Consider the following 25932-nt stretch of genomic DNA (forward strand, 5'->3'; position numbering starts at 1 on the left):
ATTAATAATGTATTAATGATAATACTTCGTATTTATTTAATAACTCTCTACCTTTTAAATCATCTAATTCAATTAAAAAACATAAACCTACAACTTCTCCACCTAGTTTTTCAACTAAATCAATAGTTGCTAGCATTGTACCACCTGTTGCAAGTAAGTCATCAATAATTACGACTTTATCGCCTTTTTTAATTGCATCTTTATGTAATGATAAAGAATTGGATCCATACTCTAAATCATATGTAACCGTAATATGTTCTCTTGGTAATTTACCAGGTTTTCTAACTGGTGCAAAACCAATACTTAAATTAACTGCTACAGGACATCCAAAAACAAACCCTCTAGCTTCTGGTCCAACAATAACTGTTGCACCTTTATCTTTTGCAAAATTACTAAATTGTTGATTTACGTATTGATATGCCTCACCATTTAACATAAGTGGTGTAATATCTCTAAATAAAATACCTTCTACTGGAAAATTAGGTACTGCTGCGATATATTTTTTGAGATCCATTTCTTTTACTCCTTAAAATAAAATAGCCTTATTGGCGTCTACTAAATATTTTATAATATTTATGTACTTTTTACAATGAAGTGTATATGATTTTAAATAAGATATAGTTATAACTATATAAATATCAATGTTATAATATTCATAAAGGATGTGATTTCATGGAACCACTAGCAAGTCGTCTAAGACCTAAATCATTTGAAGATGTATATGGTCAAGACCATCTAATTGGTCCTGATGGTGTATTAAAGAAAATGATTGAAAAGAAAAAATGGTTATCTTTTATTCTCTATGGTCCCCCAGGAACTGGAAAAACTACAATCGCTCAATTATTTGGTGAACTATCTCATCTTGATACTTATTTTTTTAATGCATCTACTGATAATAAAGCTAAATTAAAAGACATATTAGATATGACTGCTTATCACGATGTATTAATCATCATTGATGAAATTCATCGTATGAAAACTGATATTCAAGATTATCTTTTACCATTCTTAGAAAGTGGTAAAGCCATCATGATTGGTTTAACAACTTTAAATCCATATCAAAGTATCAATATGGCTATACGATCTCGTTGTCATTTATATGAAGTTAAATCATTAACAGATGACGATATTAAAAAAGCTTTAATGAATGGTTTAAGACATTTAGAAGTTGATATAAAAATTACAGATGACGCTTTACAAGCAATCATACGTGCTTCAAATCATGAAATACGTTCAGCACTCAATTTATTAGAAAGTGCCTCTTTCATACTTGATGATGGTGGTACTTTAACTTCCAATATTGTTAGAAAATTAGCAGGAAAACCACAGTTGTCTTTAGATGATAAAGAAGATCATTACTTTGAAATGTTATCTGCATTACAAAAATCAATCCGCGGTTCTGATGTCGATGCATCACTTCATTATCTTGCACGTTTAATAACACTTGGAGATTTAGAAGTTATTTTAAGAAGATTAATAGTCATTGCATATGAAGATATCGGTTTAGCAAACCCTACAATGGGACAAAAAGTTATGGCTGTTTATGAAGCAGTTAAAATATTGGGATTACCAGAAGCTAGAATTCCACTATCAGTGTTAGTCGTTGACATGGCGTTATCACCTAAAAGCAATACTGCTTATACAGCTTTAAATAAAGCTTTAGAAGATTTCCAAAATGGCATTACAGGTGAAATTCCAAAACACGTTGATAATAAATACATTAGACTTCATCCAGAAGTCTATCATTATCCGCATGATGATAAAGGTTCAATCAACGCTCAAAAGTACTTACCAAACGAAATTATAAATCGTCGTTATTATGTACCTAAGTTTGAAAGTGCTTATGAATCAGCACTCGGTGAACGAAAAAAAATAATTGATAAACTAAAAGGTTATATTACAAAAGAAAAAACAGATAAATAATGAATTATCTGTCTTTTTTTATGATATTGGATTTACATGTACCATACAATGTAATACGTCCATCTTCTTTTCGACTTCATCATGTACTGATTCTGAAATTAAATGTGCTTCATTTAAAGTTAGAGAACTTGATACACCTATTTCAACATCAACATAGTAGTGATTCATATGTTTTCTAACCTTTAAATCATCAACACTTAAAACACCCTGACAATCTAAAATAATTTTACGAATCTTTTCAAGTGTCTTTTCATCAGCTGATTCATCAACTAAAAATGAAATAGCTTCTTTAATCATTTTAAAACCAATATAGAAAATCAGTAATGAAATGACCATTGATGCAATAGGTTCAAAATGAATCATACCATACTGTGCGATGATAATACTTATAAAACTGATGGATGTCGAAAGTATGTCAAATAAATGATTATTAGCATCAGCTTTTAAGCTTGCAGAATAATATTTTTTTGCAAAATATGAATTAATCATAAATAAAATAATTTTAATAATAATAGCTATACCAGCAATTATAATTGTGTACTCTTCAGGTGTTTCAATATGTGTTGGATCTTTAAGAACATCGATTAATGTATTCATCCCATGATAGAAAATAAATCCCGCAGTGAACATAATAATGACACTTAATAATAAGTAAAGAATACCTTCGAATTTTTCATGCCCATAGGGATGTCTACGATCAGGTCCCTTTGTTGAAACTTTTAAAACAATTAACATGAGTACACTTACAAGAATATCAGCCATTGAGTTAATTCCATCAGCAATTAAACTTTGTGAGCTACCAACCATACCAGTTATTAATTTAATTAATGTTAAGATAACATTTCCTATTAAACTGATACTTACTATCTTAAATAATGTTTTATTTTTCATAATTTCATCCCTTTAAAACACACTTAATTATTATATACTAAATAATTATATTTTATATAAAATAAATAAAGGACTTTTTAGTCCTCTATTTTGAGTCAGTTTCGGTTGATATAATAACTGGAATGGTAATTGGTTTACGTTTTGTAACTTGTTGAATATATTTGGTTGATTCTTCTTTAATATCTTGTTTTAAATCGTTCCAATTAATATACTTTCCTTTTAAATGCTTGTCAACAGTTGTAAAGAAAATATTTTTTAATTCATTGATAACTTCTTGAGCTTCTTGAACATATACAAATCCACGAGAAACAATTTCAACATCACCTAAAACTTTCTTTTTCTTAGGATCAATATTTGCAATAATAAGTAATACACCATCTTCTGCAAGCATTTCTCGATCTCGCATAACAAATTGATTCACATCACCTATAGCAGTTCCATCAATTAAAATGTCTCCAGTTTTAATATCCCCTTTAGACGTATACGATAACTCACCTTCTTTAAAGAACGCAACATCACCATTATCTAAGATAATAATTTTATCTTCTTGGTATCCTATTGATTCAGCAATTTGTTTAACACCATACTGATGTCGATACTCACCAATTGTTGGAATAATATATTGAGGACTTAATAGATTCATCATCATTTTGATTTCTTCAGATGTTGCATGGGAACTTGTTAATAATCGATTTGGAATTTGTTTAACAGTTGCATCACTTCGATAAAGAACATCTAAAGTTCTTGCAGCCATTTTTTCAGTACCAGGTACTGGAGGGGTCATAATTAAAATTGTGTCCTTGTCATTAATATGAATGAGTCTATCTTGTTTTTTACACATTCTTTGTAACATAAAAAATGGTTCATGACGATTTCCAGTAACTAAACATACCAAATCTTTTGAATCATTTTTATTTTTATCATCAATATAGCGTAATGTAGTTAAAGCATCACTTGGAATTTGTAAATATCCCTTTTCAATAGCAATATCAACAATTCTTTGAGCTTTTCTTCCGATAATCGCAATCTTCTTATGATGGATTAAGGAAATATCAATAATTCTTTGAATTTTTAAAAGATCTGATGAAAATAATGAAACAATAATTCTACCCTCAGCATTTGCGTATACAGAGTTTATTTTATGAGTCAATGCATCATGAATACCACCGTCTTGAATAAGTGTAGAACCTAATGATTCTGGCAATAATGCAATAACTTTCTTTTGAGCTAACTCATTAATTTTTTTAAAATCTGTTTGATATTTTGGATCTTTATTTTGAACAAAAGTAAAATCAGATGTATATACAATAACACCATCAATCGTATGGATGGCTATACCAATACTTTCTGGGATAGAATGTGTTGTTGAGAAAAAAGTAACTTTAACATTTCCAGAACGAATAATCGTATTACTATCAATGGTATGTAAAGTTAATTTACTTAAATCGTAATTTTTCTCAATTAATGAATCCTTAACAACTTCCATTGTAAATGGTGTAGCATAAACAGGTACATTAAGCTCATTTAAAATATGAGGTAAAGCCCCAATATGGTCTTCATGAGCATGTGTTAAAAAAATACCCTTTATACGATCTTTTATGTTTATTAACATTTTGTAATTTGGAATAATTTCATCAACACCATATAATTCTTGTGTTGGGTATTTTAAACCGGCATCTAATATGAAATATTGTCTATCTACATCAACAACATACATATTTTTACCGTTTTCTCCAAGCCCCCCTAAGGCAAAAAAACGAATTTCACTCACTTATGTTACTTCCTTTCAGAAACGCTTTTTTCAATTTATTATAACACATAAATATATATCTATGAAACATAAAAAACTCTAACATATTTTTTTATTGTTATGTTTTAGTTTATAATATGAATAAAGTGAGGTTTTATCATGTTAGGTTATCCAACAAAAAAGAAAGTTGTAAAAAAAGAAGTTAACTATGCGAATTTAGGTATGACATTAGAAAGTGATATTGATTTAACAAATCAATATTATTTAAGAAAGTCTATTGCTGTCATACATAAAAAACCAACACCAATTCAAGTTGTTAATGTATCTTATCCTGCTAGAAATAAAGCAAAAATCACTGAAGCTTATTATAGAACACCTTCAACTACTGACTATAATGGATTATATAAGGGATATTATATCGATTTTGATGCGAAAGAAACAAATAGTAAAACCTCTTTTCCATTATCTAACATTCATGATCACCAAGTTCAACACTTAAAAGATATCGATACACACGGAGGTATCGCATTTTTAATTATCGGTTGGAAAAAATATCAAGAATATTATCTTTTACCATTCAAAGAGTTATTTCACTTTTGGTCTTCTGCACAAGAAAAGGATGGCAGAAAATCCATCCCTTATACTTATTTTAAAGAAAACGGATATTTAATTCCATTTTCATATGAGCCTAGATTAGATTATTTAAGTGTTGTTGAAAAAGTTTTTTTATCTCAAACTAAATGATAATTTTCTTTTATGACACGAAGTTGATTTCGGGTAGATAAACCTATAACAATTAATGTTAATATCGTTGTTAAGGTATAAATACCATTGTAAATTCCTGAATAGATGAATGCTTGATTACCAACAGAACTCAATAAATTTGAAGTCCATTCATCATTTGTAGCATAACTAACCCAAAGAACTGCACCAACAATTGTTGATGATAACCATCTAATCAACATCGTAATGATAACAACTAATGAAAATTTAAATGGTGACTCTAACGATTTTTTAAAGAATCCTGATAATCCAAGCGCTCCAAAAGCAATCACATAATCTAAGAAAAAGACAAGCAATGCCTGGTTAAGATCTTCTGCAAAATATGCAAGAGCATAACCATCTAGAAAAAAACCTAGTATACCATATATTACTGCGCCAATAATGCCATAAAGTGGTCCTAATAGAACACCAATTAATAAAATTGGAAATAGTGCAACATTAAAAATTCTTCCACCCAGTGGCATAGATAAATTAAGTCCAGGAATAATTCCTGTAATTACATCTAACGCAATCGCGATAGCAAGTAGCATTGAAACTAATGCTATTTTTTTTATGATCATTTGATTTTGATTCATATTCTCTCCTCCTAAGAAATAAAAAAATTCTTTGGGAGCCAAAGAATAGAGAAGTAAAAAAATATTTTTTACACTTTCCCTACGCTGGCATAACCCAGATCAGGTTCTTACGGGTCGATTTTCAATTCAATCCTCTCAGCTAAAAGATTAGCTCCCCGAAGTGATCATATGTATTATAACACATCTTTTTTATAGTTCAAAAAACTTGCTTACTTATCATAAAATAATTAAAAATAATTTTTTATAATTTGATTGACATTTTTTATAATTTTAAATATAATGAAATTGTGAGGTGAATAAGATGAGTATTACATGGTTTAGTGATGAATCGAAAGACATATATGTAACAATTACGCGAATGCATATCACAATCAATAAAGCTGGACTTCAATTTTTTGATTCGGCTTATCAAGTTATGCTTGGTTATGATAAAGCCAAAAATGTTATTATAATTAAACCTCTTTCTAAAGATGATGTCACAAGAGGAGACATTCCTGAGCATGCAATGTATAATATAAGTATTAGTTCAACATATGCACGTATAACAAACAAAGCATTTATTACGAAAGTCATAGAAATATTTAATTTAAATTTAGATGATAAAGGATCTAAGTATAAAGCACGTTGGCGTGTAAACTCAGGTGTTTTAGAGGTGGAATTAAAGGGGGTAGAATGATATGTACGATTACATGGTGTGGATATGGTTGCTTGTATTTGTTTTAGCATTAATACTTGAGTTTGCTACAGCTGATTTTCTTACAATTTGGTTTGCAATATCAGCGCTTCCAACAGCTATAATTGCATATTTTTTCCCTGAAATGATTATTCTACAGATCACATTCTTCTTCTTATTTGGATTTCTACTCATGCTTATTATTAGAAGATATGTTGTTAGATACGTTAAGCGAAATGTAGTATCAACGAATGTAGATTCTTATATAGGAAAAACCGCTGTTGTTGTAGAAACAATCAAACCAAATGAACGCGGATTAGTTAAATTTCAAGGAGATCTTTGGACAGCTATTTCAACGGAAACGATTGAAATCAATGAAAAGGTTAGAATACTAACTATTGAAGGTAATAAGTTTATCGTAACAAAAAATTTAGATGAATAAAGGAGATAGGTAAAAATGGATGATTTTGAAATTTTAGTTTTAGTTTTAATTTTAATATTTGTTGTTATTGCAATTATATTAATTTCAGGGATTCGTGTTGTTACACAATCAAAAAAATACGTTATCGAACGTTTAGGTGGTTACCACACTACATGGGGTGTAGGTGTCCATTGGTTAATTCCATTTATTGATAGAGTTGTTTCGGTTGTATCTTTAAAGGAGCAAGTTAAAGACTTTGATCCACAAGCTGTTATTACTAAAGACAACGTCACAATTCAAATTGATACGATTGTATTTTTCCAAGTTACTGATCCAAAACTATATGCTTATGGTGTAGAAAACCCAATAATGGCTATTGAATCACTATCTGCTACTACTTTAAGAAACATAATTGGTGAATTAGACTTAGATGAAACATTAACATCTAGAGATATAATCAATACTAAGATGCGTACAATTCTTGATGAAGCTACTGACAAATGGGGTATTAAAGTAAACAGAGTTGAAGTTAAAAACATTATGCCTCCAAAAGATATTCGTGAATCTATGGAAAAACAAATGCGAGCAGAACGTGAAAGACGTCAAACAATTTTAATTGCTGAAGGGGAAAAAACAGCTAAAATTTTAGAGGCTGAAGGATATAGCCAATCTACAATTTTAAGAGCTGAAGCTGAAATGCGTGCTAAAATCTTAGAAGCTGAAGGGGAAGCTGAATCAATTCGTAAATTAAAAGAAGCTGAAGCTTTAGGTATTAAATTAATTAAAGAGGCTGGTGCTGATGATGCAGTATTAAAAATCAAGGCATATGAAGCTTTAGCGCAAGTTGCTGATGGTCAATCAACAAAAATTATTGTTCCATCAAATTTAGCTGAATTAGCAGGTACAATCACAGGATTATCTGAAGCAGTTAAAGATACAAAAAACAAATAATTAATCCTAAATAAAAACTCAGTCTAAAATATAGACTGAGTTTTTTTATCCTAATATAATTTGATTAATTTTTTCTTCATCTAATGACTCAACAAATTTAATAAGTAATTGAATCGTATTTAAAACATCATTTTTATCAATAACTGCATAGTTTGAATGAATATATCTAGTTGGAATGCCGATAAATAGTGATGGTGCTCCTGCTTTTGATAAACTCATCATTGCTGCATCAGTACGTCCAAAATTCATTACAGATTCTTGATATGGAATATTGTTTTCTTTAGCAATATTTAAGACATAATGACGTAAACCTTGATGTGCAATTAATCCCGCATCATAAGCATAAATTTGTGGCCCTGCTCCTAGTGTATTACCTTCTTTGTCGCCACCTGGAACATCAAATCCAGCACCAACATCAACAGCAATCGCTAAATCTGGTTCTACTAAATATGAAATTGTTTTGGCACCTTTTAATCCAAACTCTTCTGATACAGTAAATGCTGTATGTAATTCACAGTTAATTTTTCCAATGTTTTTATAAACTTCTTTTAAAATATATACACCAATACGATCATCTAAAGCTTTTGAAGCTATTTTATCGTTAGCTAGTTCAACTAAATCTCCTATAGGTGTAATCATATCACCGATTTGAATACCAGCTTTTAACACTTCTTCTTTCGATTTAAAACCAGCATCCAAAAAGAAATCTTTCATTGGAAGTGCTTTTTCTTTTTCATCTACTGATCTTAACATTAACGGTTTATGTGCCATTAATGCTGGATAGACCTTTAGTGATTTTGTTGTAATATTAAACATATGACCTAAAATGTTTTCTTGATAAATGGCACCAACTGGTTGAAATTTTATAAAACCATCTTGTGTTATAGATTTAACAATCATACCCACTTCATCTGTATGTGCAGCGAGCATGACACGTTTTCCATGACCCTTCTTATAGTCGATAGATCCTAAATTATCTTTTAAATCTGGTTGCCCAAGCTTATTAACTAAATAATCAATCACTTCTTTTTCTTTTGATGGAATACCATTTAATTGTGTTAATTCTTTTATGTCTTTAATCATATTCATTCCTCTTTTACCATATTACCATATAAAAAACCTAGGTAATGGTGAGAATCTGGTATGTAAACATTTGGAACTTACTTTTCATTAACTTGGGATTCCAAACTTAATTGGCTTTCACGCTGCTAATGTTCAGTTCCCCTTCTGATTCTTTGGGTTCCACCGGTACTACCTAGGGTACTTATACTTTATATCTTTTTTTTGATTTTGTCAAATCTTATAGTCTATATTATAACTTTTCTCTTAATAAATTTCTAAATGATTCCTTAAGTTCTTCATTTCTTAATGTATAATCAATGATTGCCTCTAAATAGCCTATTTTAGAACCAGTATCATATCGCTTTCCAATCATATTATATGCATAAACCTTTTCTTCTGACATCATTCTTAGAATTGCATCAGTTAATTGAATTTCCCCTTGTGCTCCTTGATTTTGAGTTTCAAGATATTTAAAAATAGTCGGTGTTAAAACGTATCTACCGGATATCGCATAACGACTAGGTGCATTAATTTTAGGTTTTTCAACAACACCTTCTAATTCCATGACACCTTCATCATCAATATGTTTTGGCTTACAAATACCATATTTACTTGTTTGATCCATAGGAACTTCCATAGTGCCTAGAACACTTGAATTTTTTTGTCCAAATAAATCAATGATTTGTTTTAATGCGGGTTTGATGTCTGAATAATATACATCATCTCCTAAAAGGATTGCAAATGGCTCATTTCCAATCAATTCTTTTGCTTGAAGAATAGCATGTCCTAATCCAAGTTGCTCTTTTTGAATCACATAATGAAATTTCATTCCAAATCCAGTTTGCTTAATCATCGCTAAATCTTTATCGTTATTTTTATGTGTTAAAAACTCTTCTAATGCTTTATTTTCTCCAAAATATGTTTTAATGCATTCTTTATGTTCTGAAACGATGAATACAATTTCTTCAATTCCAGATTGATGCGCTTCTTCAACAATATAACTTAATACAGGTTTATCAATAATAGGTATCATCTCTTTCGGAATACCCTTTGTAATTGGAAGAAATCGAGTTCCCCACCCAGCTGCAGGTATAACTGCCTTTTTAATCTTCATTTAATTCTCTCCTTCGTCATAATAAACTAATATTCTTACATAGTTACCACGATACATCATCGCAGTTAATAACATATCTCTAACCTTTTGTTCAATTGCAAATTTAGATTTTGATGTTCTTGCAGTAATTCTAGCAGCATAATAATGCTCATCATCTAAGTCACTCAAATGTTCTGTATAATAATGTTTACTAACCTTTTGCATATCAGATAATTTTTCAAATGAAAAAATCATCGAAATGATTACATTAGAGGATTCTAAACTTAAATCATCAAGTAATTCTGCAAGTGACAGTGCTCTAGCAACAATATATTCTGTTTTATGGAAAAAATTCTTTTCATAATATTGTTTATTTTTATCGATAATCACGTCATAATGTATATTTGCTTCAAAAAGTGCTTCTAAATAATTACTAAATTTAGATACTTTTTTCATATGTTTATGATAAAAGTCAGTGTATATTTCAATAAATTCACCATCATATGTATAAGCGCTTATCATAAAATGTTTTCTATTCGCATAGAATAATACATCGTGTAACTTTTGATGGAATGTATCAATATTAACTCTAAATTTAAAATGTCCAATTAAACTATATGATTCATTATAAACAAACGGTTCATAAAATGAGTTTGCGTAAACATATCTTCTATCTTGCGTATCAAAATACTTATACGGATTATATGCAACTCTATTTAATGAATTAATCTTCTCATAAATGACATCAGCTAATCCAACTATAAAAACAAGAATTGAGAATATAATTTTTGTAGGTAATGATAAATTTGAAAGCGCAATAACATAAATAATTGGAATGAACATAAACATAATTGTTGCTCTAAACATTGCAGTAAAGCCATTTTTAAATAATATAAAGGTTAACATAAATAACGCAAGAACACCATAAAATGTAAAAATTTGCGTCATATTATAATTTGTTAAATCAAAGTATATATTTTTCAACTCATTCATAAATAAGTAAATTGATGCAAAGAGTAACAACAGTGTCACAATTTGTCGAGTTCTTAAATACCATGATTTTGTATAAAGTTTTTTTGTTTGAGGTAATCTTACAAAATCTTTCATAGCTTGTCGATATTCATAAAATGGCCAATATTTTCCACGTATTGATATTCTTAGTGGTTGTGTTGATTCATCTTCTAAATTTTTTTCTAAGAATCTTTCAAAGTTTGCCAATGGATTAAGTACGATCATTAATGTACCAATTGCCATTATTGGATGTTGATACTCTCTTAAAAATATCAAAAGCAAAACAATGACTACAATATAAATGGTTAAAATAATAAATTTAGCCGTACCACTAAACAAATACACTAAAATCAATACGAAAGATACCACAGCAAAAACACCATAAATAATGGCGTATTCCTCTGATGAAAGAGGAATGACTATCGGAAGTGATAGCATTAATAATAAAGTTAGTATACTTGTAATTAGTAAGCGTCTTTTCATATCAAACCCTTATTTTATATATATAATCATTATAACAAAAAAAGTGGCTGTTAGCCACTTTGATATTAATAATCAATTCAGATTACATTAAATTTTTTAAAGCTTCAACAAGTTCAGCTTTTTTCATTGATGAGTAATTTGCAACTGATTTTTCTTTAGCTAATTCTTTTAATTCAGCTAATTTTAAATCTTCTAAATTTACATTTGTGTTTTCAACTTTTGCAGTTTTAACTGTAGCATTTTGATATTTTGATGGGTTTTCTAATGCATCTTTAGCAAGATTTACATATTGTGCAAATACTTCTGGTTCGTGAACTGCAATGTCAGCTAATACTTTTCTATTTAATTCAACATTTGCTAATGATAAACCGTGAACAAATTTTGAATATTTTAAGCCATTAGCTTGAGCAGCTGCATTAATTCTTGAAATCCATAATTTTCTAAAGTTTCTCTTAGTTTGTCTTCTGTCTCTATATGCATAAGCTAATGAATGCATAACTTGTTCATGAGCTGTACGATATAAAGCATGTTTTGAACCAAAATAACCTTTTGCTAATTTTAAAACTTTTTTACGTCTTCTACGTGTTTGTGGACCGCCTTTTACTCTAGCCATTGTTAACTTCCTCCTACATCATGTTAGAAATTAGTCGTTTAATTCTTTTTGCATCTGTTTTGTCAACAGTTGTTTCTGCGGCTAATTGTCTATTTTGTTTTGTTGTTTTTGATGCTGCTAAGTGATTTGAATACGCTTTATGTCTCATTAATTTACCATTTGCTGAAACTTTGATACGTTTCTTTAAACCACTGTGTGTCTTGTGTTTAATTTTACTCATGGTTGCTTACCTCTTTCATTCTTTTTTTCCTGGTGCTACGACACCAATTAATGTGTTACCTTCTAATTTTGGCTTTGCTTCAACAATTATGTTTTCAAGTTTTTCAATAAACTTTTCAACTTGTTCTAATCCTAGTTCGCTATGTGTAATCATACGACCTCTGAAGCGTAGTGTAACTTTAACTTTGTCACCTTGATCGATGAACTTTTGTGCTCTTTTAAGTTTTGTTTCAAAGTCATGTTTATCAATGGTTGGTGATAATCTAATTTCTTTAACATCAACAACCTTTTGATTTTTTTTCATTTCTTTGAGTTTCTTTTGTTGATCATAACGATGTTTAGAATAATCTAATAATTTAGCTACCATAGGTTTTGATTGCGGTGAAACTACTAAAATATCTAAATCACGCTCTTGAGCAACATTTAAAGCTTGATTACGATCAAATAGACCTAATTTATTACCTTCATCATCAATAACTAAATATTGACCATTAGGTAAGAATTCATTTACTAAATCCCCTGCAGTATTTTTTGTACCGCTGCGCTGTGGTTTAATATTGAATCGCTCCTTCCGTTTTTATCTAAGTGTATATTTATGAAAAAAGTGAGTATAATAATATACCCACTCACTCTAAAATCAAACGAAATTTGTCATATTTTAGATTGTGCTGTTTACCCAAGGATGAACCATCAGGTGAGAGGGTATCTCTTCTTTCCACAATATACCTTGTTTATTATATATAATAAGTTCAATAATGTCAACAATAATTCTTTTCTTTTTTTAATATTATGAAATTTATGACATAAACCAATAATACTAAACTCTTTGAAATGAAAAATTTTTTAATTAAAATATTAATTTATGATATATTTCATTTTGCTTTTCAGTATATCATATTTTATGATATAAAAATACATTTTTGTATTGAACCACTATTTAATAATTCATAATTATAAAAGAATTTAAAATTACCAACATAATATACTTCGTTACAAATAATTATTTTTAAATAAGCCGTATGACATACATAAGGTTCATCAAAAAAATGAATAACTAAAGTTTTTTCGACTTGATAATAACTACATATTGTATCCCCAATTACGATTTCATCAATTTGATATTCATCATTTAATTCAACAATTATTTGTTTAAGTCTTGGAAAGTTATCATGTTTTATTCCTTCCAAGGATTTTATTATATTTTTTGAGATTTCATTAGAATATTCAATATATAAACTCCCTACAAAGACTTTATATTTTTGACCTTGATATTTAAAATGAAAATACAGTTTATCAAATTTTATTGATGTATCAATTTTGGGTAATTCAATTTTAACTTCTCTTCCATAAAAAAGTTTATTTTTATAGTATTCTTGATGAATGCTTCTATCCGTAATGACATTTGTTATAAATTTTATATCTTCTTTTTCATTAGTTAAAAAACAAACATCATCAGATTCTAGTAATTTAAAAGATTCATCACTTGTAAAATATTCAATTTTTAGTGATGTTTTACCATCATTTAATAAATACTGTGATTCTTGAATAAAATAAAGTTCAAAATTATTATTCTCTTTAGGTATCATACACACAATTAAAATAAGTATGAATATAAAAATACCAATATAAATCATATATTTTTTCATATTGGTGTTATCTCCAATCTTTGATAATGCGTTGTAACAATGAAGATTTCAAATCCACCTTTATCAACTTCAAAAAATAAAAAGTATCTTTTAGCTACACCATTGGTTATTTTACCTTCACCATACATATATAAAACAAGTTGAGTTCCAGGTTCAATTGAAACCTTAATATCATAATTTTCTTGTTGTTCTTCTTGATGTTCAGTTTTATATTCTAAATTAATTGCAGCATCTAATCCATCACCAAATATTTTATTATTTTTCATCGTTTTGATTTTTAGTGATCCTGTAGCTTTCAAATGATATTCATCAATCACCTTTTTTGTTGATTTATACTGATAATTGATTGCTGATTTGCCATTATTATAATAGCTAAATAGTGTCTCAGATATAAATTTAACTTTCATATTTTGGTTTGCATAATACACTTTCCAACCTAAAAAGTGATATTTAGGGAAATTTTTATAGTATGCTTCATAATCATCATTGGTGAATTCATCTATAAACTTTCCATATCCTACTTTTGTGATTTCTTGAAAATCTTGATATGCGTATGTTTTTACTGGAATCATACAGATTAATGTGATACATAGTATGAAAATTAATACTTTTTTTGCCATATAAATCCCTCCTATATAATATTAGAAAGACTTATAATTTTTTACTTTTAAAATATAAAAAAAGTAAGAAATTGCTTCTTACTTTTTTGCTAGATATGCTTCAATATCATCAACTTCTTTAATGATTTCATCTGATAAATTAATACAACCATTTTCGGTTAATAATAAATTATCTTCAATACGTACACCAATGCCTTCTTCCTTAACATATAAACCTGGTTCTACAGTAATAACTTGTCCAACTTTAAATGGTTGAGTAGGATCACTAACATCATGTACATCAAGTCCTAATGGATGTCCTAATGAGTGATAATAATATTTATTAATTTCTTCATCTTCTTTAATTAATCCAATAGCTTTTGCTTCTTTGATTAATAGATTTCTTCCCATTTGGTTATATTCAAATTGAGTTATACCAGCTTTTGCCCATTTAATTATAGCTTTATTTACATTTAGGACTGCTTGATATATTTCTTTTTGACGTTTTGTAAACTTACCATTCACAGGATATGTACGAGTAATATCAGATGCATAATAACGATAACGAACACCTAAATCTAAAAGAATTAATGAATTAGGTTCAATAGGTTGATTATTGTCTTCATAGTGTAATACTGTTGCATTAACACCTGATGCAATAATCGAATTGAATGCTGGACGTGTTTGATGTTTATTTAGAACATAATTAAATTCTGCTTCCACATCATATTCAAATTTTGCTTGTTTTAAGGTATCTAACATTCTTTGGTTTGCTAGATTTGAAATGTGAATAGCTCCTTTAATTGCTTCAATTTCTTCATTATCTTTTTGACTTCTTAAATCCGCTAAAATAATGTGACTATTTTCGATTTTAATATGTGGATACATCTTTGCAAATTTTCTTGCTTTTCTCTCCCCTAATAAAGGTTCATCTGTAACCTTTTGACGTTCAATATCAAAATAAACTGTTGAAATAGGCCCAAATAACGCTTTTCTTGTTTGAGTAAAGAGTGAAGCGAGAAAATTATCAAAACTATCAATATCTTTGATATTTGATAATGGTATTTGAGAAATCTTACTTGCATCCTCAAAACTTAATGTTTCACCTGTCCAAAGTGCTTCTAGTGGATCTTGTTTTTTGATAAATAAGAATGCTTCTTCTTTTTCTAATGATTTAACTAATAATAAACAAGAGTTTTCTTGATCAATACCTGTTAAATACCAAAAATTCTTATTAACTTCATAACGATAGTAACTATCGTTGGATAAATGAGGTGCACTACCTGAATAGAAAATTGATATACTTGGTGCACTAACTTTTTTAAAATAATTTGATCGACGTTGAATCTTCATTTTTTGTTCTCCGATTCTTTATATTTCTTCGATAATATTAAATACTTCTTGTTTTAATATATCGATTGTATTTCTAGCTAATTCTTTAGTATTTTCTTTAATTGAGAAATATATTTTTAATTTTGGTTCAGTACCACTTGGTCTAAAGATAATAAACCCTTTATCAGATTCAAAACGAATCACATCACTTGGTGGTAAATAAATATCATGTGGATTCATTTTACCTTTTATGTAATCAATCGTATTTGTTACATTAAACTGATTGATGTGAAGACCACGGGTTCTAAAGTAATTCATAATTTTTTTAATACGTTGTTGACCTTCAATACCTTTTAGTGAAATACTAATTGTCTCATCAACATAATAACCATATTTTTCATAAATTAAATTTAAATAATCAACCATTGTAAGATTTCTTGATTTTAATGTGTTTGCAATTTCAGCAAGTAGATAAACAGCCTGAATAGCATCTTTATCTCTTACAAAATCTTTAACTAAACTACCATATGACTCTTCACAACCAAATAAATAAGTATAATTTGTTTTTGAAATACGTTCAGCTTGTTCACCTATGAATTTAAATCCAGTAAGTGTTTCACCAATATTTTTATGAAATGATTCGCCAATTTTTTTGATTAATTCTGAAGTAACAACCGTTGTATATACAAATCCATCAGGTGTTTTTTGTTCACTTAGGATGTAATAAAGCATAAGTGCTGCAGTTTGATTTCCTGTAAGTAAATGATATGTTCCTTCATGTAAAACACCTACACCTAATCTATCTGCATCTGGGTCAGTAACCAGAATAATATCAGCATTTACTTTTTTAGCTAACTCAATCGAAGCATTAAAACTTTGCTTTTCTTCAGGATTTGAGCTTTCTGTTGCTGAAAAATTTGGATCAGGAATCATTTGAGATTCAACAGGATAAACATTATAACCAGAACCCTTTAGTAATTTAGGTGCTAATGTTCCACCCGTTCCATGTAACGGTGAGTATACAATATTAATATCTTTTTTGATATCTTTATGTACTGCAATTGATATGACTTCTTTAAGATAAATATCATCAATTTCATCATTTAAATAATGAATGAGTTCATTATCTAAAGTCTTAATCTCAAATGGATTTTCAACCTGATTAATATATTCAATCACTTCATTGGATTCATCAATAGATAATTGACTACCCGTTTTATTATATACTTTATAACCATTATATTCTTTTGGATTATGTGAAGCTGTAATCATAATACCTGCACTTAAGTTTAAATGTCTTACAGTAAATGATAACATCGGTGTTGGTCTTAAATTTTTATATACATATGATTTAATACCCAGAGCAGCTAATACTTTCGCTGCCTCTTTAGCAAACTCATATGACATATGACGATTATCGTAAGCAATCGCAACCCCTTCTAAAAGGTTGTGTTTTAATAAATATCGTCCAAATCCAAAAGTCGCTTTTCGAATAATATAAATATTCATTCGATTTGTACCAAGACCTAATACACCACGAATTCCACCAGTTCCAAATGATAAGTCTTGATAAAAGGCTTCTTCAATTTCACTTGATGATAAATTTTTTAAAATATCTTTTTCTTCTTTTGATAAGGTTGGTTCATTTAACCAATTTAAATAACGTTGTTGAGTATCCATAAACACCTCATATATTTTTCTTGTAAATTTCCAATAAACCTTTTAATACAATTCTTGAATCTCGAATAAGTGGTAACCTAACTTCTTTTTCAATAAGTTTTGATAATCCACCTGTGAGTATAATACTAAATTCTTCATTAACTTCTTCTTTTATTCGTTGAACCATACCTTCAATTAAAACAACAGTTCCATAAATTATACCAGATTGTATGCAATGAATTGTATTATTACCTAAATATTTAGGTGGTAGTTTAATTTCAACTTCATGTAATAATGCTGTATTACCTGCAAGTGATCGAATTTGTAATTGTATACCTGGTGTAATAATTACACCATAAATAGTTTTATTTTTTACATAAATAAATTTATTTGCTGTACCTAAATCAATAATTAGTGTAGGATCGTTATTACTCAATCCTGCTGCATCAGCAATTAAATCAGCACCAACTTCTCTAGGATTATCTGCTTTAACAGAAATACCCGTTTTTGTTCCGGGTTGAACTAAAATTGGTGGTACATTAAAGTATTTTTCAGATATTCTTACAAGTGTTATAGTGATAGGGGGTACAACAGATCCAATAATTACACCTTTTACTTTAGATGGATCAATAAATTCTTTAATCGTTAAAAAATATTCATCTGGTGTTTTTGTAGTATCTGTATTCATTCTAAATGTTGAAATAATTTCATCATTTTCAACAACACCAACATATACACTTGTATTTCCTACGTCAAATAATAAAATCATATTTTTTACCTCATAATTATATTTTACTTTGTTTTTTCCATTTTAGGTAAAAAGGATTACTTTTTTTCTCATTTCTTATCGTAGTTAACTCATCATGACCGGGATAAACTTTAGTATTTGGGTTTATTTCATCAATGATTTTCAAAATACTTTTTTTCAAATCATAAATACTTCCACTCATAAGATCATGTCTACCAACATCATTATGAAATAATGTATCACCTGTAAATAATGCATTATTAACTAAAAATGAACACGAACCCTTGGTATGACCAGGTGTATGAATAACTTCAATAAATTGATCAGCCATTTGAATTTTATCATGATTCTTAATAAGTCTTAAATCGATATTCTTTCTTAAATATGGACGTTTAGAATTTGCATAACCATTATGTTTATCATCAAATAACAAATATGCATCATCTTCATGGATATAAATTGGTACTTTATAATCTTCAATTTGATGTACATGATCACTATGAGCATGTGTTAATAATACTAAAATAATTTCTCGTTCTTTTAAATCTCTTTGAATTTCATCATAACTATGAGATGGATCAATAACTATGCAAGTGTTGAAACGGCATACCATGTAAGTATGGGAAAGTTCGTCATTCCCTTTATATTGATAAATCATGCCTATAAATAGAAAAAAAACTATGCAATGATAGTTTTATCTCTTTTCTCTATGTAATGTGTATGTTCTTGAACGTGGGCAGTACTTCATTAACTCTAAACGATCAGGAGTTTTTTTCTTATTTTTTGTTGTATGATAATTTTCTTCTCCACATTCAGTACAAACTAATTTAACTAATTCGCGCATGAATATTCCCTCCAAACTTGCACTTTAAAGTATAACAAAAATCAATCTAAATAGCAACCATAAAATATTTAATTTGATAAATGTATTTCATAATCACATATATCTTCATAGAATGATGCTTCGTGGCTTACAAGAATTACTGTTCCTTGATATTCAATGAGTGCTTCTTTCAAAGCTTCTTTTGCTAATTTATCAAGATGAGATGTCGGCTCATCTAATATTAAACAATTTGATTTTACATTTCTGTTTAATGCAAATTTTAACTTCATTTTCTCACCACCAGATAATGTCTTTATTTTTCTTAAACACATTTCGTGATCAATACCATATGAAGCTAAAATTCCAAAAATTGTTTTTCTATCATAATCCTGATGCTGAAAATGTACATATTCAAAAGGTGTTGATTCTTCATCAAAATCCATAAGCTGTTCAAAATACAGTATTGAAACATTTTGAATCCATTCAAAATTTCCCTCAATTGGATTAAGTTGATACAAGATTGTTTTTATTAAAGTGGATTTCCCAACACCATTTTTACCTGTGATGACAACCTTATCACCCTTAGTAATTTTAAAGGTTAACGGTTCTACTAAAGGTTCATCATATCCTATGATAAGATTTTGAACTTTCAAAACATCTCTACCTGTTGGTGTATCATTGATAAATCGAATTTTAATTTGGCGTTCACTAATTGGTTTAGCAAGTCTTGGTAGTTTTTGTAACATTTTTCTTCTTGATTGAGCCATTTTTGATGTACTTGCACGTACAATATTTTTACGAATGAATTCTTCTGTTTTTTCAATGAATTTTTGTTGATTAATATATTCTTTTTTATAATTTTCTAGTCTAATTTCTCGTTCTTTTAGATAATAATCATAGTTTCCTTTATATCGCTCAATTTGTTTATTTTCAATACTAAATACTGTTTTTGCGATGTTTCTTATAAAGTACTCATCGTGTGAAACAACCAAAAAAGTTTTCTTAAATCCGTTTAAAAATTTTATTAACCACTCAACGTGTTTAATATCTAAAAAGTTCGTTGGTTCATCAAGTAATAAAACATCTTTTTCTTCTAATAAAAGCTTACTTAAAATAACTTTGGCCCTCATACCACCTGATAGATTTTTAATTGGTTCATTTAGAATAAAATTATCTAAACCTAATCCATTTATAACATTTGAAATTGTTGATTGAATACTATAAAAGTTGTCTTCTATAAGTTCTTCTTCAATACGATGTGCACGATTAAGTAATTTATCATAATCTTTTTCATCAGCAAGACTAATTGATTCATAAATTTTAATCATTTCTTCTTCTTTTTTAAAGAGTGGCAAAAAGACATCGTATAAGTAATTTTTCACAATCATTTCTGGATTAAGTTTAGCATATTGATCTAGATATCCCACTTTACTATAATTTATCCATTCAATAGATCCTTTATCCGGAAGTATTTCTTTATACAATAATTTAAGTAAAGTTGATTTCCCTATACCATTAGGACCTACAATCACCGCATGTTCACCTTCAAAAAGACGCATATTAGCGTCTTTATATATAAGTTCATCACCATATGTAAATGTTAAGTTTTTAACTTCTAAAATACTCACTTTTTAAATCCCTTTTCTAATGCTTCTTCTAATTCATGGTACCCTACAACATGCATTTCCCAAATAGGTTGATAGGGTTTTGTAAAAAGAATTTCTCTTTCATCATAATGATACATGTATGGCCCTTCATTCGGATAAATAATTACAATTTTCTTTCCTTTTTGAGTTGAGAAACTCATCATATTTTCTAAATCTGTTTGATAACTCGTTCTTTTTTCCCAAATTAACATTGAATTAAATTTTACTTTTGCTTTTGTTGGTGCATAAAAGAATGTTAATAAGTATTTTTCACCATTTAATTCATATTCATAATAAGGCTTTTTATAAATTAATTGGCCATACTTATTTAATACATTTTTTGAATCATTTAATATTGTTTTATTCGTTTTAAAATGTTTAAAACTTAAAAAACTAACAACTAAAATAACAACAATAACGATTAAAATTCCAATTAATAATCCTAAATATTCATTCATAATTCAAATACCTCTACATCCAATAAGTTATTTCCTTTAAATGTACAATGATAGTGAAATCTCCTTTTATCTTTCACCACATGCTCTATAAAATATGGAATATTATAACTTACACCAAGATTTTCCTTATCATTAATCCAATCTAATTTTTTCCATTGAAGAATACCTTCAGAAGTCATTTTAGGCGTTTGATATTCAAAATCATTAGGTAATTCAACTAAAAAAAGATGCATACCTTGTTTATAAACATTCGGTTCAGAATTCCAAGTAACAATACCTTTATCAACTAATTGATCTTTATTAATTTCAATTTCTGTTTCTTCAAAGATTTCGCGTATTATACAATCTTGGGGTGATTCATCAGTGGATAGTCGTTTACCACCAACACCGTTCCACATACCTTTCCAAGGTTGATTATATCGATTCATCATTAAAACTTCATCATTTTTCTTAATAAATGCCAATGTGAAAATATAGTTCATTTTATCAAGCTCCTATACTGTTACAATTATAACATGAGTATATATTTTAATATGTTTATAAAAGAAAAAAACATCCAGTTTTCTGGATGTTTATCTATTTGTAGTATTAATTGGGAGGTATTAATACTACCACAATTTTTAAGTCTTGTTGGGAGAGATCAAGACTTTTTTATTCTTTAAGAGTTACAAAAGGTAAACTCTTTTTAATAAACAAAAAACATAAAGTATATAAATGGTATAATAGAATATATTATGGATTTAATGGTCCATAAGGTAACGCAACTTCTGTATGTGGAATATCTTTGAAGTCGACTGTAGATTGTTCTACTTTTTCAATAGTAGAAACATTTGTTGTCATAGTTCCAAACATACCAAAAAACATCACAAACATAAGTATAATCGCTAATATTTTTTTCATTAATAACCACCTCTATACTGGTATTTTACATAATACATATATATATGTCCACGACATATATGTCGCATATGAAAGGAATGATACCCCATGGGCGTTGATACATCAAAAGAATTAGCACATTTTTTAGAAAAATTAAGGTTTCAACGTAATATTTCTCAAGAAGAATTTACGAGTGGAATCATATCAAACCGACAATATCAACGTTATATTCGTGGTGATTCCCCTATGCCTTTTCATCTTATCAATGCCTTTGCAGAGCGTTTGGATATTAAAAAAGATGTTCTTCTTTTAGAATTTCAAAATAGCACAGTTAAAGAATCCTACCAAATTGTAAGTTTTTTAAATCATATAACTGGGTTTGAATTTGAAAAAGCTGCTGAAGTTAAAAAACATATTAATCCTAACTATATTATCGATAAAGACAATTTAAAAATGTATAACTATAGTTGTTTACTTCATAAATACTATCAAAAAAACATGTCAGAAGATGAACTTAAAAACGATTTGATTTCTCTTATTGATTATCCATATCTATTAAATCGCCAATCAATATCAATGATGGAACTATTAGTTTTATCACAGCTTATTGACTTTGTAGACGAAACTGAAAAAGATAATATTACATCAGTAATTCAAAGTTTTTTTAATAATCCTGATTTAGTATGGACTGGTAGTCAAATCTTAACATACCATATTATCATATTCAGATTAGCTAAGTTCTTTGGTACAAGAAATGATTACCATCAAGTTATCTTTTATTCAAAGTATGGTATCAAATTAAATCATCAAGCAAAATCAATTATTAATCAACACTACTATCACTACTTCTTAGCTCTTTCATATTATCGTTTGAATAATATAAATTCTTTTGAAAAACATTTGTTTAAATGTTTAAATTTATTGCTTATAAATTTTGATGATTCAAAAAATAAATTACTTCTTGATATCATACAAAAAGACTTTAATATCGATTACAAAGATTTTATGATTGAATATATAAAAAAATCCCTTAGTTGAAATCTAAGGGATTTTTCTTAAACTAAGTATTTTTCAAATAGATGTTTTAAATAAATTAAACCTACTGTAAAGACTGAAATGACTGGTAATAATAATCCTACACAGAATATCAAGACACTCATAAGTGTGTTGTCACCATAAGTTGGATTTAAAAAGTTATATGGATACCAATTTGTTAAAGATCCTTGGATTAATATCACTATAAAATAGATTAAAGGAAAAATTAATGATACCCAGAAATCTCTTAACTTAATCTTATCTTCTAAAAATATAAAATAAAAGATCGCATAAAGAATTGGATTAATTGTATGAACGACATGATTATCAAAATTCATAGGTCCACTTTTAATTAACGTATGATAAATTATTCCTGTCATTAAGATTGCAACTAAACCAATCATAGCTATAAATTTATAATATCTGTGAGTATTATATTTTAACAAATATAATATTCCTATAACAAAAATTAAAATATTAGCTAAATTTGTAAAAAATCTTAATGATAATAAGATATCTAAAAATGTATCCTCAAAAGTCATTTGTAAAACACCATAAAAGAAAAAAGCAAATATAATCATAAAAATTGAATATTTAATTTTAGGATTTGTTCGTATTACTTGAATAAATGATTTGTTTTCCATAATCTACCTCCATTTAGTCAATATTATACAATATTGATTTTTGAAGATATAGATTATTGCTTACGCCATTTATAAACTACTAATAACCCAATTGATAATGATCCTATTGTCGCTAATATGATATATAAAACCGTATTTGAATTAAAAATTTCTAATTCTTCATTATTTATGAATTGATTAACTCGGACTAAAGCTTGTAATTTAACTGCTTCTTCATTTAATCTAACTTCTGCTTCGATAAGATACACACCAGGTATGTTTTCTTTATCTTTATATTCATTTTTGGTTATTTCTATTGAATCATATTCAAAATGAATTTGTTCTTTAATTAACATCAATATTTCATCTTCATTTAGTACATTGTTGTTATCTAAAATGATTTGATTTAAATTAATCAAAAAAATCGGATTCGTAGTATCTTTAACATGTATTTGAATTACTTTTTCTGTCATGTTATTACTTTTATCATACGCTCTTACGATAATTTGATAGTGACCAATCGTATGTTTTGATTGACTGTATGTGTCTTGATTGATAATGATTTTAACATTGTCTTTGTCTATTTCATCATAAGCAGATATATTTCGTAAAATTTCTTCAATAGTCAATGTCTCTTCTACTGAAATTTCATAGAATAATTGACCTGTAATTATTGGTTCTACATCATCGATAACATGAATAATGATTTTGTGTATTGTTTCGTTTAATGATTCATCTTTAACCGATACTATCATTTCATATTGTCCGATTTTATCAAAATTTGACTCATAAGGATGATCTAAAACATCGACACTAATAGCATCCACTGATGAATAATTATCTTTAATCTCTAATGTTTTTAGAATATCTTGAATAGAAATTTTAGATTTATAATTGGTATAAATTACACTAGAATTTACAATTGGTGACGTTAAATCTTTCACTTCAACATTCAATAATATTCTACTTATATTTTTAGATGAATCTTCGCATTTTAAAGAAATAAAATATTGACCAATTTTATTTAGATTCATTGAATAATTTTCTTCAACAATTTCAATTTTATCTGATATAAAACCATCATAATTATCATAAGCAACAACATAAGAAATAATATCATCCATACTTAGAGGATTATCAACATTAGATATAAATGTTAATGGAAACATTATCTCTTTATATCCAGTTTCTTTAATGATTCGAATTTCATGTTGTATATCTGCATTCATCTTATATGAGTCGTTTCCACTGTAGATTAATATATAACCTGTATTTTGTAAGGCTTTACCTTCTATTCTGAATTTTTGATCAATCATCATTTCTTTTACTATTTTATTTTTATCTAAATCTTTAATAATTACTTTATTATAAAATGTTTCAAATTCTAAAACAAAATCTAAATCTGAGACTCTAGCTTCAATTGAGTCATTATAATTAAATCGAATTAGTATATCATTCTCAAATTCTTTAAAATCTGCATATACATCTCCTTCTATCAATCTAAAAATTACATTAGTACTTTTTGCATATGTATGAGGTGTAACACCTAATAAGAATAATAAAATTGATATTGAATATAAAATTTTTTTCATTTTTGCTCACCTTTCTTTAATTCTTCTACTCAATAATAGTAAGAAAATGTAAATTTAACTTTTTGTTTTCATAAATTATAAAAATTTTTATTTAATCATTGACAATAAAATAATTACGTTATACAATAATTATGCTTTTGAAGATGCACCTTTAGCTCAGTTGGTAGAGCAACTGACTCTTAATCAGTGGGTCGTAGGTTCGAGCCCTACAAGGTGTACCAGTTTAAGGATTAAATAAGAGCTTAATTAGCTCTTTTTTCTTTCTTTCAATCTCATCTTATATGTTTACAAAATGATATACCTTACATCGTTAGTTTTTGATTTAAAAATAAAAAAACACCCTTTTATGAGTTAGTTCTCTTAAAACGGATACTTAAAAAAAAGAGCAAAGAGAGCTCGATTTCGATATTCAATCGGAGTTGTTCTAAAATCAGTTTGTTTAGT

29 protein-coding genes, 1 tRNA gene and 1 riboswitch are annotated in these 25932 nt (G+C 27.9%); of the genes, 7 read left to right on the forward strand and 23 right to left on the reverse strand.

The features are described 5' to 3' along the window. Position 1: 1 nt before the first annotated feature. Positions 2 to 514, reverse strand: a complete 513-nt coding sequence (locus T434_RS0101485) for an adenine phosphoribosyltransferase (RefSeq protein ID WP_026399598.1) — start codon at positions 512 to 514, stop codon at positions 2 to 4. Between the two features lie 158 nt (positions 515 to 672). Here T434_RS0101485 and T434_RS0101490 point away from each other — a divergent pair, with 158 nt between their 5' ends. Beyond that, positions 673 to 1923 carry a replication-associated recombination protein A gene (locus T434_RS0101490; protein ID WP_026399599.1) on the forward strand — a complete coding sequence of 417 codons (1251 nt, stop codon included), beginning with the start codon at positions 673 to 675 and terminating at the stop codon, positions 1921 to 1923. Between the two features lie 18 nt (positions 1924 to 1941). On the opposite strand, the gene T434_RS0101495 is transcribed toward T434_RS0101490, so the two are convergent. Together T434_RS0101495 and T434_RS0101500 are read right to left on the reverse strand one after the other, a co-directional pair. Next, entirely contained in the window at positions 1942 to 2814 is an 873-nt protein-coding gene (locus T434_RS0101495) for a cation diffusion facilitator family transporter (protein ID WP_026399600.1), read from the reverse strand. A gap of 85 nt (positions 2815 to 2899) precedes the next feature. Beyond that, positions 2900 to 4585, reverse strand: a complete 1686-nt coding sequence (locus T434_RS0101500) for a ribonuclease J (RefSeq protein WP_026399601.1) — start codon at positions 4583 to 4585, stop codon at positions 2900 to 2902. 138 nt (positions 4586 to 4723) lie between these two features. On the opposite strand from T434_RS0101500, the gene recU reads away from it, so the two are divergent. After that, a complete protein-coding gene (recU, locus tag T434_RS0101505; RefSeq protein WP_162150593.1) occupies positions 4724 to 5308 on the forward strand; it encodes a Holliday junction resolvase RecU in 585 nt (194 codons plus the stop codon). Here recU and T434_RS0101510 read toward each other — a convergent pair. Further along, the gene (locus T434_RS0101510; RefSeq protein ID WP_162150594.1) at positions 5296 to 5922 is read right to left on the reverse strand and encodes an energy-coupled thiamine transporter ThiT; all 627 of its coding nucleotides are present in this window, start codon (positions 5920 to 5922) and stop codon (positions 5296 to 5298) included. The genes recU and T434_RS0101510 overlap by 13 nt on opposite strands. A 59-nt stretch (positions 5923 to 5981) precedes the next feature. After that, a riboswitch (TPP riboswitch) is annotated at positions 5982 to 6090 on the reverse strand. 133 nt (positions 6091 to 6223) lie between these two features. Here T434_RS0101510 and T434_RS07865 point away from each other — a divergent pair. From T434_RS07865 to T434_RS0101525, 3 genes are read left to right on the forward strand one after another with little or no spacing between them, the layout of a single operon-like run. Further along, positions 6224 to 6598, forward strand: a complete 375-nt coding sequence (locus T434_RS07865) for a hypothetical protein (protein ID WP_162150595.1) — start codon at positions 6224 to 6226, stop codon at positions 6596 to 6598. A 1-nt stretch (position 6599) separates the two neighbouring features. Next, positions 6600 to 7037: an NfeD family protein gene (locus T434_RS07625; RefSeq protein WP_084301012.1), complete on the forward strand. Its 438-nt coding sequence runs from the start codon at positions 6600 to 6602 to the stop codon at positions 7035 to 7037. Positions 7038 to 7052: 15 nt separating this feature from the next. Then, positions 7053 to 7967: an SPFH domain-containing protein gene (locus tag T434_RS0101525; protein ID WP_026399606.1), complete on the forward strand. Its 915-nt coding sequence runs from the start codon at positions 7053 to 7055 to the stop codon at positions 7965 to 7967. Positions 7968 to 8012: 45 nt separating this feature from the next. Here T434_RS0101525 and T434_RS0101530 read toward each other — a convergent pair whose 3' ends face one another. The 17 genes from T434_RS0101530 to T434_RS07795 form a co-directional block, all read right to left on the reverse strand. Beyond that, a complete protein-coding gene (locus T434_RS0101530; RefSeq protein WP_051614293.1) occupies positions 8013 to 9050 on the reverse strand; it encodes a M42 family metallopeptidase in 1038 nt (345 codons plus the stop codon). A 229-nt stretch (positions 9051 to 9279) separates the two neighbouring features. Beyond that, a complete protein-coding gene (locus T434_RS0101535; protein WP_026399608.1) occupies positions 9280 to 10143 on the reverse strand; it encodes a UTP--glucose-1-phosphate uridylyltransferase in 864 nt (287 codons plus the stop codon). Then, complete coding sequence (locus T434_RS0101540; protein WP_026399609.1) at positions 10144 to 11616, reverse strand: hypothetical protein; 1473 nt, start codon at positions 11614 to 11616, stop codon at positions 10144 to 10146. Between the two features lie 82 nt (positions 11617 to 11698). Continuing rightward, entirely contained in the window at positions 11699 to 12229 is a 531-nt protein-coding gene (rplT, locus tag T434_RS0101545) for a 50S ribosomal protein L20 (protein WP_026399610.1), read from the reverse strand. Positions 12230 to 12242: 13 nt separating this feature from the next. Continuing rightward, entirely contained in the window at positions 12243 to 12449 is a 207-nt protein-coding gene (gene rpmI / locus T434_RS0101550; protein ID WP_026399611.1) for a 50S ribosomal protein L35, read from the reverse strand. A 15-nt stretch (positions 12450 to 12464) separates the two neighbouring features. Further along, positions 12465 to 13004, reverse strand: coding sequence for a translation initiation factor IF-3 (gene infC, locus T434_RS0101555; protein WP_162150609.1), 540 nt, complete (start codon positions 13002 to 13004; stop codon positions 12465 to 12467). Between the two features lie 343 nt (positions 13005 to 13347). Further along, complete coding sequence (locus tag T434_RS0101560; protein WP_026399613.1) at positions 13348 to 14094, reverse strand: hypothetical protein; 747 nt, start codon at positions 14092 to 14094, stop codon at positions 13348 to 13350. Continuing rightward, complete coding sequence (locus T434_RS0101565) at positions 14091 to 14714, reverse strand: hypothetical protein (protein ID WP_162150596.1); 624 nt, start codon at positions 14712 to 14714, stop codon at positions 14091 to 14093. Before T434_RS0101565 ends, T434_RS0101560 begins: the two co-directional genes overlap by 4 nt. A 78-nt stretch (positions 14715 to 14792) precedes the next feature. Then, positions 14793 to 16046: an aminopeptidase P family protein gene (locus T434_RS0101570; protein WP_026399615.1), complete on the reverse strand. Its 1254-nt coding sequence runs from the start codon at positions 16044 to 16046 to the stop codon at positions 14793 to 14795. A gap of 18 nt (positions 16047 to 16064) precedes the next feature. Next, on the reverse strand, positions 16065 to 17705 hold the full coding sequence (locus T434_RS0101575) for a phospho-sugar mutase (protein WP_026399616.1): 1641 nt from the start codon (positions 17703 to 17705) through the stop codon (positions 16065 to 16067). Between the two features lie 7 nt (positions 17706 to 17712). After that, positions 17713 to 18453, reverse strand: coding sequence for a type III pantothenate kinase (locus T434_RS06455; RefSeq protein ID WP_035358040.1), 741 nt, complete (start codon positions 18451 to 18453; stop codon positions 17713 to 17715). A 16-nt stretch (positions 18454 to 18469) separates the two neighbouring features. Continuing rightward, complete coding sequence (locus T434_RS06460) at positions 18470 to 19090, reverse strand: MBL fold metallo-hydrolase (RefSeq protein ID WP_084301013.1); 621 nt, start codon at positions 19088 to 19090, stop codon at positions 18470 to 18472. Positions 19091 to 19126: 36 nt separating this feature from the next. Then, entirely contained in the window at positions 19127 to 19276 is a 150-nt protein-coding gene (gene rpmG, locus T434_RS0101590) for a 50S ribosomal protein L33 (RefSeq protein WP_026399617.1), read from the reverse strand. Positions 19277 to 19344: 68 nt separating this feature from the next. Then, positions 19345 to 20883, reverse strand: coding sequence for an ABC-F family ATP-binding cassette domain-containing protein (locus T434_RS0101595; protein WP_026399618.1), 1539 nt, complete (start codon positions 20881 to 20883; stop codon positions 19345 to 19347). Next, positions 20880 to 21359, reverse strand: coding sequence for a hypothetical protein (locus T434_RS0101600; RefSeq protein ID WP_162150597.1), 480 nt, complete (start codon positions 21357 to 21359; stop codon positions 20880 to 20882). Before T434_RS0101600 ends, T434_RS0101595 begins: the two co-directional genes overlap by 4 nt. Next, complete coding sequence (locus T434_RS0101605) at positions 21356 to 21841, reverse strand: NUDIX hydrolase (RefSeq protein WP_162150598.1); 486 nt, start codon at positions 21839 to 21841, stop codon at positions 21356 to 21358. Before T434_RS0101605 ends, T434_RS0101600 begins: the two co-directional genes overlap by 4 nt. 250 nt (positions 21842 to 22091) lie before the next feature. Continuing rightward, positions 22092 to 22259: a hypothetical protein gene (locus T434_RS07795; protein WP_156934074.1), complete on the reverse strand. Its 168-nt coding sequence runs from the start codon at positions 22257 to 22259 to the stop codon at positions 22092 to 22094. 87 nt (positions 22260 to 22346) lie between these two features. Here T434_RS07795 and T434_RS0101615 point away from each other — a divergent pair, with 87 nt between their 5' ends. Next, a complete protein-coding gene (locus T434_RS0101615; RefSeq protein WP_162150599.1) occupies positions 22347 to 23276 on the forward strand; it encodes a helix-turn-helix domain-containing protein in 930 nt (309 codons plus the stop codon). A gap of 17 nt (positions 23277 to 23293) precedes the next feature. On the opposite strand, the gene T434_RS0101620 is transcribed toward T434_RS0101615, so the two are convergent. Both T434_RS0101620 and T434_RS0101625 read right to left on the reverse strand, forming a co-directional pair. Continuing rightward, positions 23294 to 23917 carry a Pr6Pr family membrane protein gene (locus T434_RS0101620; RefSeq protein WP_026399622.1) on the reverse strand — a complete coding sequence of 208 codons (624 nt, stop codon included), beginning with the start codon at positions 23915 to 23917 and terminating at the stop codon, positions 23294 to 23296. A gap of 53 nt (positions 23918 to 23970) precedes the next feature. Then, positions 23971 to 25488, reverse strand: a complete 1518-nt coding sequence (locus T434_RS0101625) for a hypothetical protein (RefSeq protein WP_026399623.1) — start codon at positions 25486 to 25488, stop codon at positions 23971 to 23973. 145 nt (positions 25489 to 25633) lie between these two features. On the opposite strand from T434_RS0101625, the gene T434_RS0101630 reads away from it, so the two are divergent. Then, a tRNA-Lys gene (locus T434_RS0101630) sits at positions 25634 to 25709 on the forward strand. The last annotated feature ends 223 nt before the right edge of the window (positions 25710 to 25932 follow it).

Origin of the sequence: Acholeplasma equifetale ATCC 29724 (genome assembly GCF_000687735.1) — a bacterium.
In the GTDB taxonomy this organism is placed as follows: Bacteria; Bacillota_I; Bacilli_A; order Acholeplasmatales; family Acholeplasmataceae; genus Acholeplasma; species Acholeplasma equifetale.

Excerpts from the sequence above, each read along its gene's own strand:
- T434_RS0101485 (WP_026399598.1), bottom strand. The coding sequence starts at position 514 with ATGGATCTCAAAAAATATATCGCAGCAGTACCTAATTTTCCAGTAGAA.
- T434_RS0101490 (WP_026399599.1), top strand. The coding sequence starts at position 673 with ATGGAACCACTAGCAAGTCGTCTAAGACCTAAATCATTTGAAGATGTA.
- T434_RS0101495 (WP_026399600.1), bottom strand. The coding sequence starts at position 2,814 with ATGAAAAATAAAACATTATTTAAGATAGTAAGTATCAGTTTAATAGGA.
- recU (WP_162150593.1), top strand. The coding sequence starts at position 4,724 with ATGTTAGGTTATCCAACAAAAAAGAAAGTTGTAAAAAAAGAAGTTAAC.
- T434_RS0101510 (WP_162150594.1), bottom strand. The coding sequence starts at position 5,922 with ATGAATCAAAATCAAATGATCATAAAAAAAATAGCATTAGTTTCAATG.
- T434_RS07865 (WP_162150595.1), top strand. The coding sequence starts at position 6,224 with ATGAGTATTACATGGTTTAGTGATGAATCGAAAGACATATATGTAACA.
- T434_RS07625 (WP_084301012.1), top strand. The coding sequence starts at position 6,600 with ATGTACGATTACATGGTGTGGATATGGTTGCTTGTATTTGTTTTAGCA.
- T434_RS0101525 (WP_026399606.1), top strand. The coding sequence starts at position 7,053 with ATGGATGATTTTGAAATTTTAGTTTTAGTTTTAATTTTAATATTTGTT.
- T434_RS0101530 (WP_051614293.1), bottom strand. The coding sequence starts at position 9,050 with ATGATTAAAGACATAAAAGAATTAACACAATTAAATGGTATTCCATCA.
- T434_RS0101535 (WP_026399608.1), bottom strand. The coding sequence starts at position 10,143 with ATGAAGATTAAAAAGGCAGTTATACCTGCAGCTGGGTGGGGAACTCGA.
- T434_RS0101540 (WP_026399609.1), bottom strand. The coding sequence starts at position 11,616 with ATGAAAAGACGCTTACTAATTACAAGTATACTAACTTTATTATTAATG.
- rplT (WP_026399610.1), bottom strand. The coding sequence starts at position 12,229 with ATGGCTAGAGTAAAAGGCGGTCCACAAACACGTAGAAGACGTAAAAAA.
- rpmI (WP_026399611.1), bottom strand. The coding sequence starts at position 12,449 with ATGAGTAAAATTAAACACAAGACACACAGTGGTTTAAAGAAACGTATC.
- T434_RS0101560 (WP_026399613.1), bottom strand. The coding sequence starts at position 14,094 with ATGAAAAAATATATGATTTATATTGGTATTTTTATATTCATACTTATT.
- T434_RS0101565 (WP_162150596.1), bottom strand. The coding sequence starts at position 14,714 with ATGGCAAAAAAAGTATTAATTTTCATACTATGTATCACATTAATCTGT.
- T434_RS0101570 (WP_026399615.1), bottom strand. The coding sequence starts at position 16,046 with ATGAAGATTCAACGTCGATCAAATTATTTTAAAAAAGTTAGTGCACCA.
- T434_RS0101575 (WP_026399616.1), bottom strand. The coding sequence starts at position 17,705 with ATGGATACTCAACAACGTTATTTAAATTGGTTAAATGAACCAACCTTA.
- T434_RS06455 (WP_035358040.1), bottom strand. The coding sequence starts at position 18,453 with ATGATTTTATTATTTGACGTAGGAAATACAAGTGTATATGTTGGTGTT.
- T434_RS06460 (WP_084301013.1), bottom strand. The coding sequence starts at position 19,090 with ATGATTTATCAATATAAAGGGAATGACGAACTTTCCCATACTTACATG.
- rpmG (WP_026399617.1), bottom strand. The coding sequence starts at position 19,276 with ATGCGCGAATTAGTTAAATTAGTTTGTACTGAATGTGGAGAAGAAAAT.
- T434_RS0101600 (WP_162150597.1), bottom strand. The coding sequence starts at position 21,359 with ATGAATGAATATTTAGGATTATTAATTGGAATTTTAATCGTTATTGTT.
- T434_RS0101605 (WP_162150598.1), bottom strand. The coding sequence starts at position 21,841 with ATGAACTATATTTTCACATTGGCATTTATTAAGAAAAATGATGAAGTT.
- T434_RS07795 (WP_156934074.1), bottom strand. The coding sequence starts at position 22,259 with ATGAAAAAAATATTAGCGATTATACTTATGTTTGTGATGTTTTTTGGT.
- T434_RS0101615 (WP_162150599.1), top strand. The coding sequence starts at position 22,347 with ATGGGCGTTGATACATCAAAAGAATTAGCACATTTTTTAGAAAAATTA.
- T434_RS0101620 (WP_026399622.1), bottom strand. The coding sequence starts at position 23,917 with ATGGAAAACAAATCATTTATTCAAGTAATACGAACAAATCCTAAAATT.
- T434_RS0101625 (WP_026399623.1), bottom strand. The coding sequence starts at position 25,488 with ATGAAAAAAATTTTATATTCAATATCAATTTTATTATTCTTATTAGGT.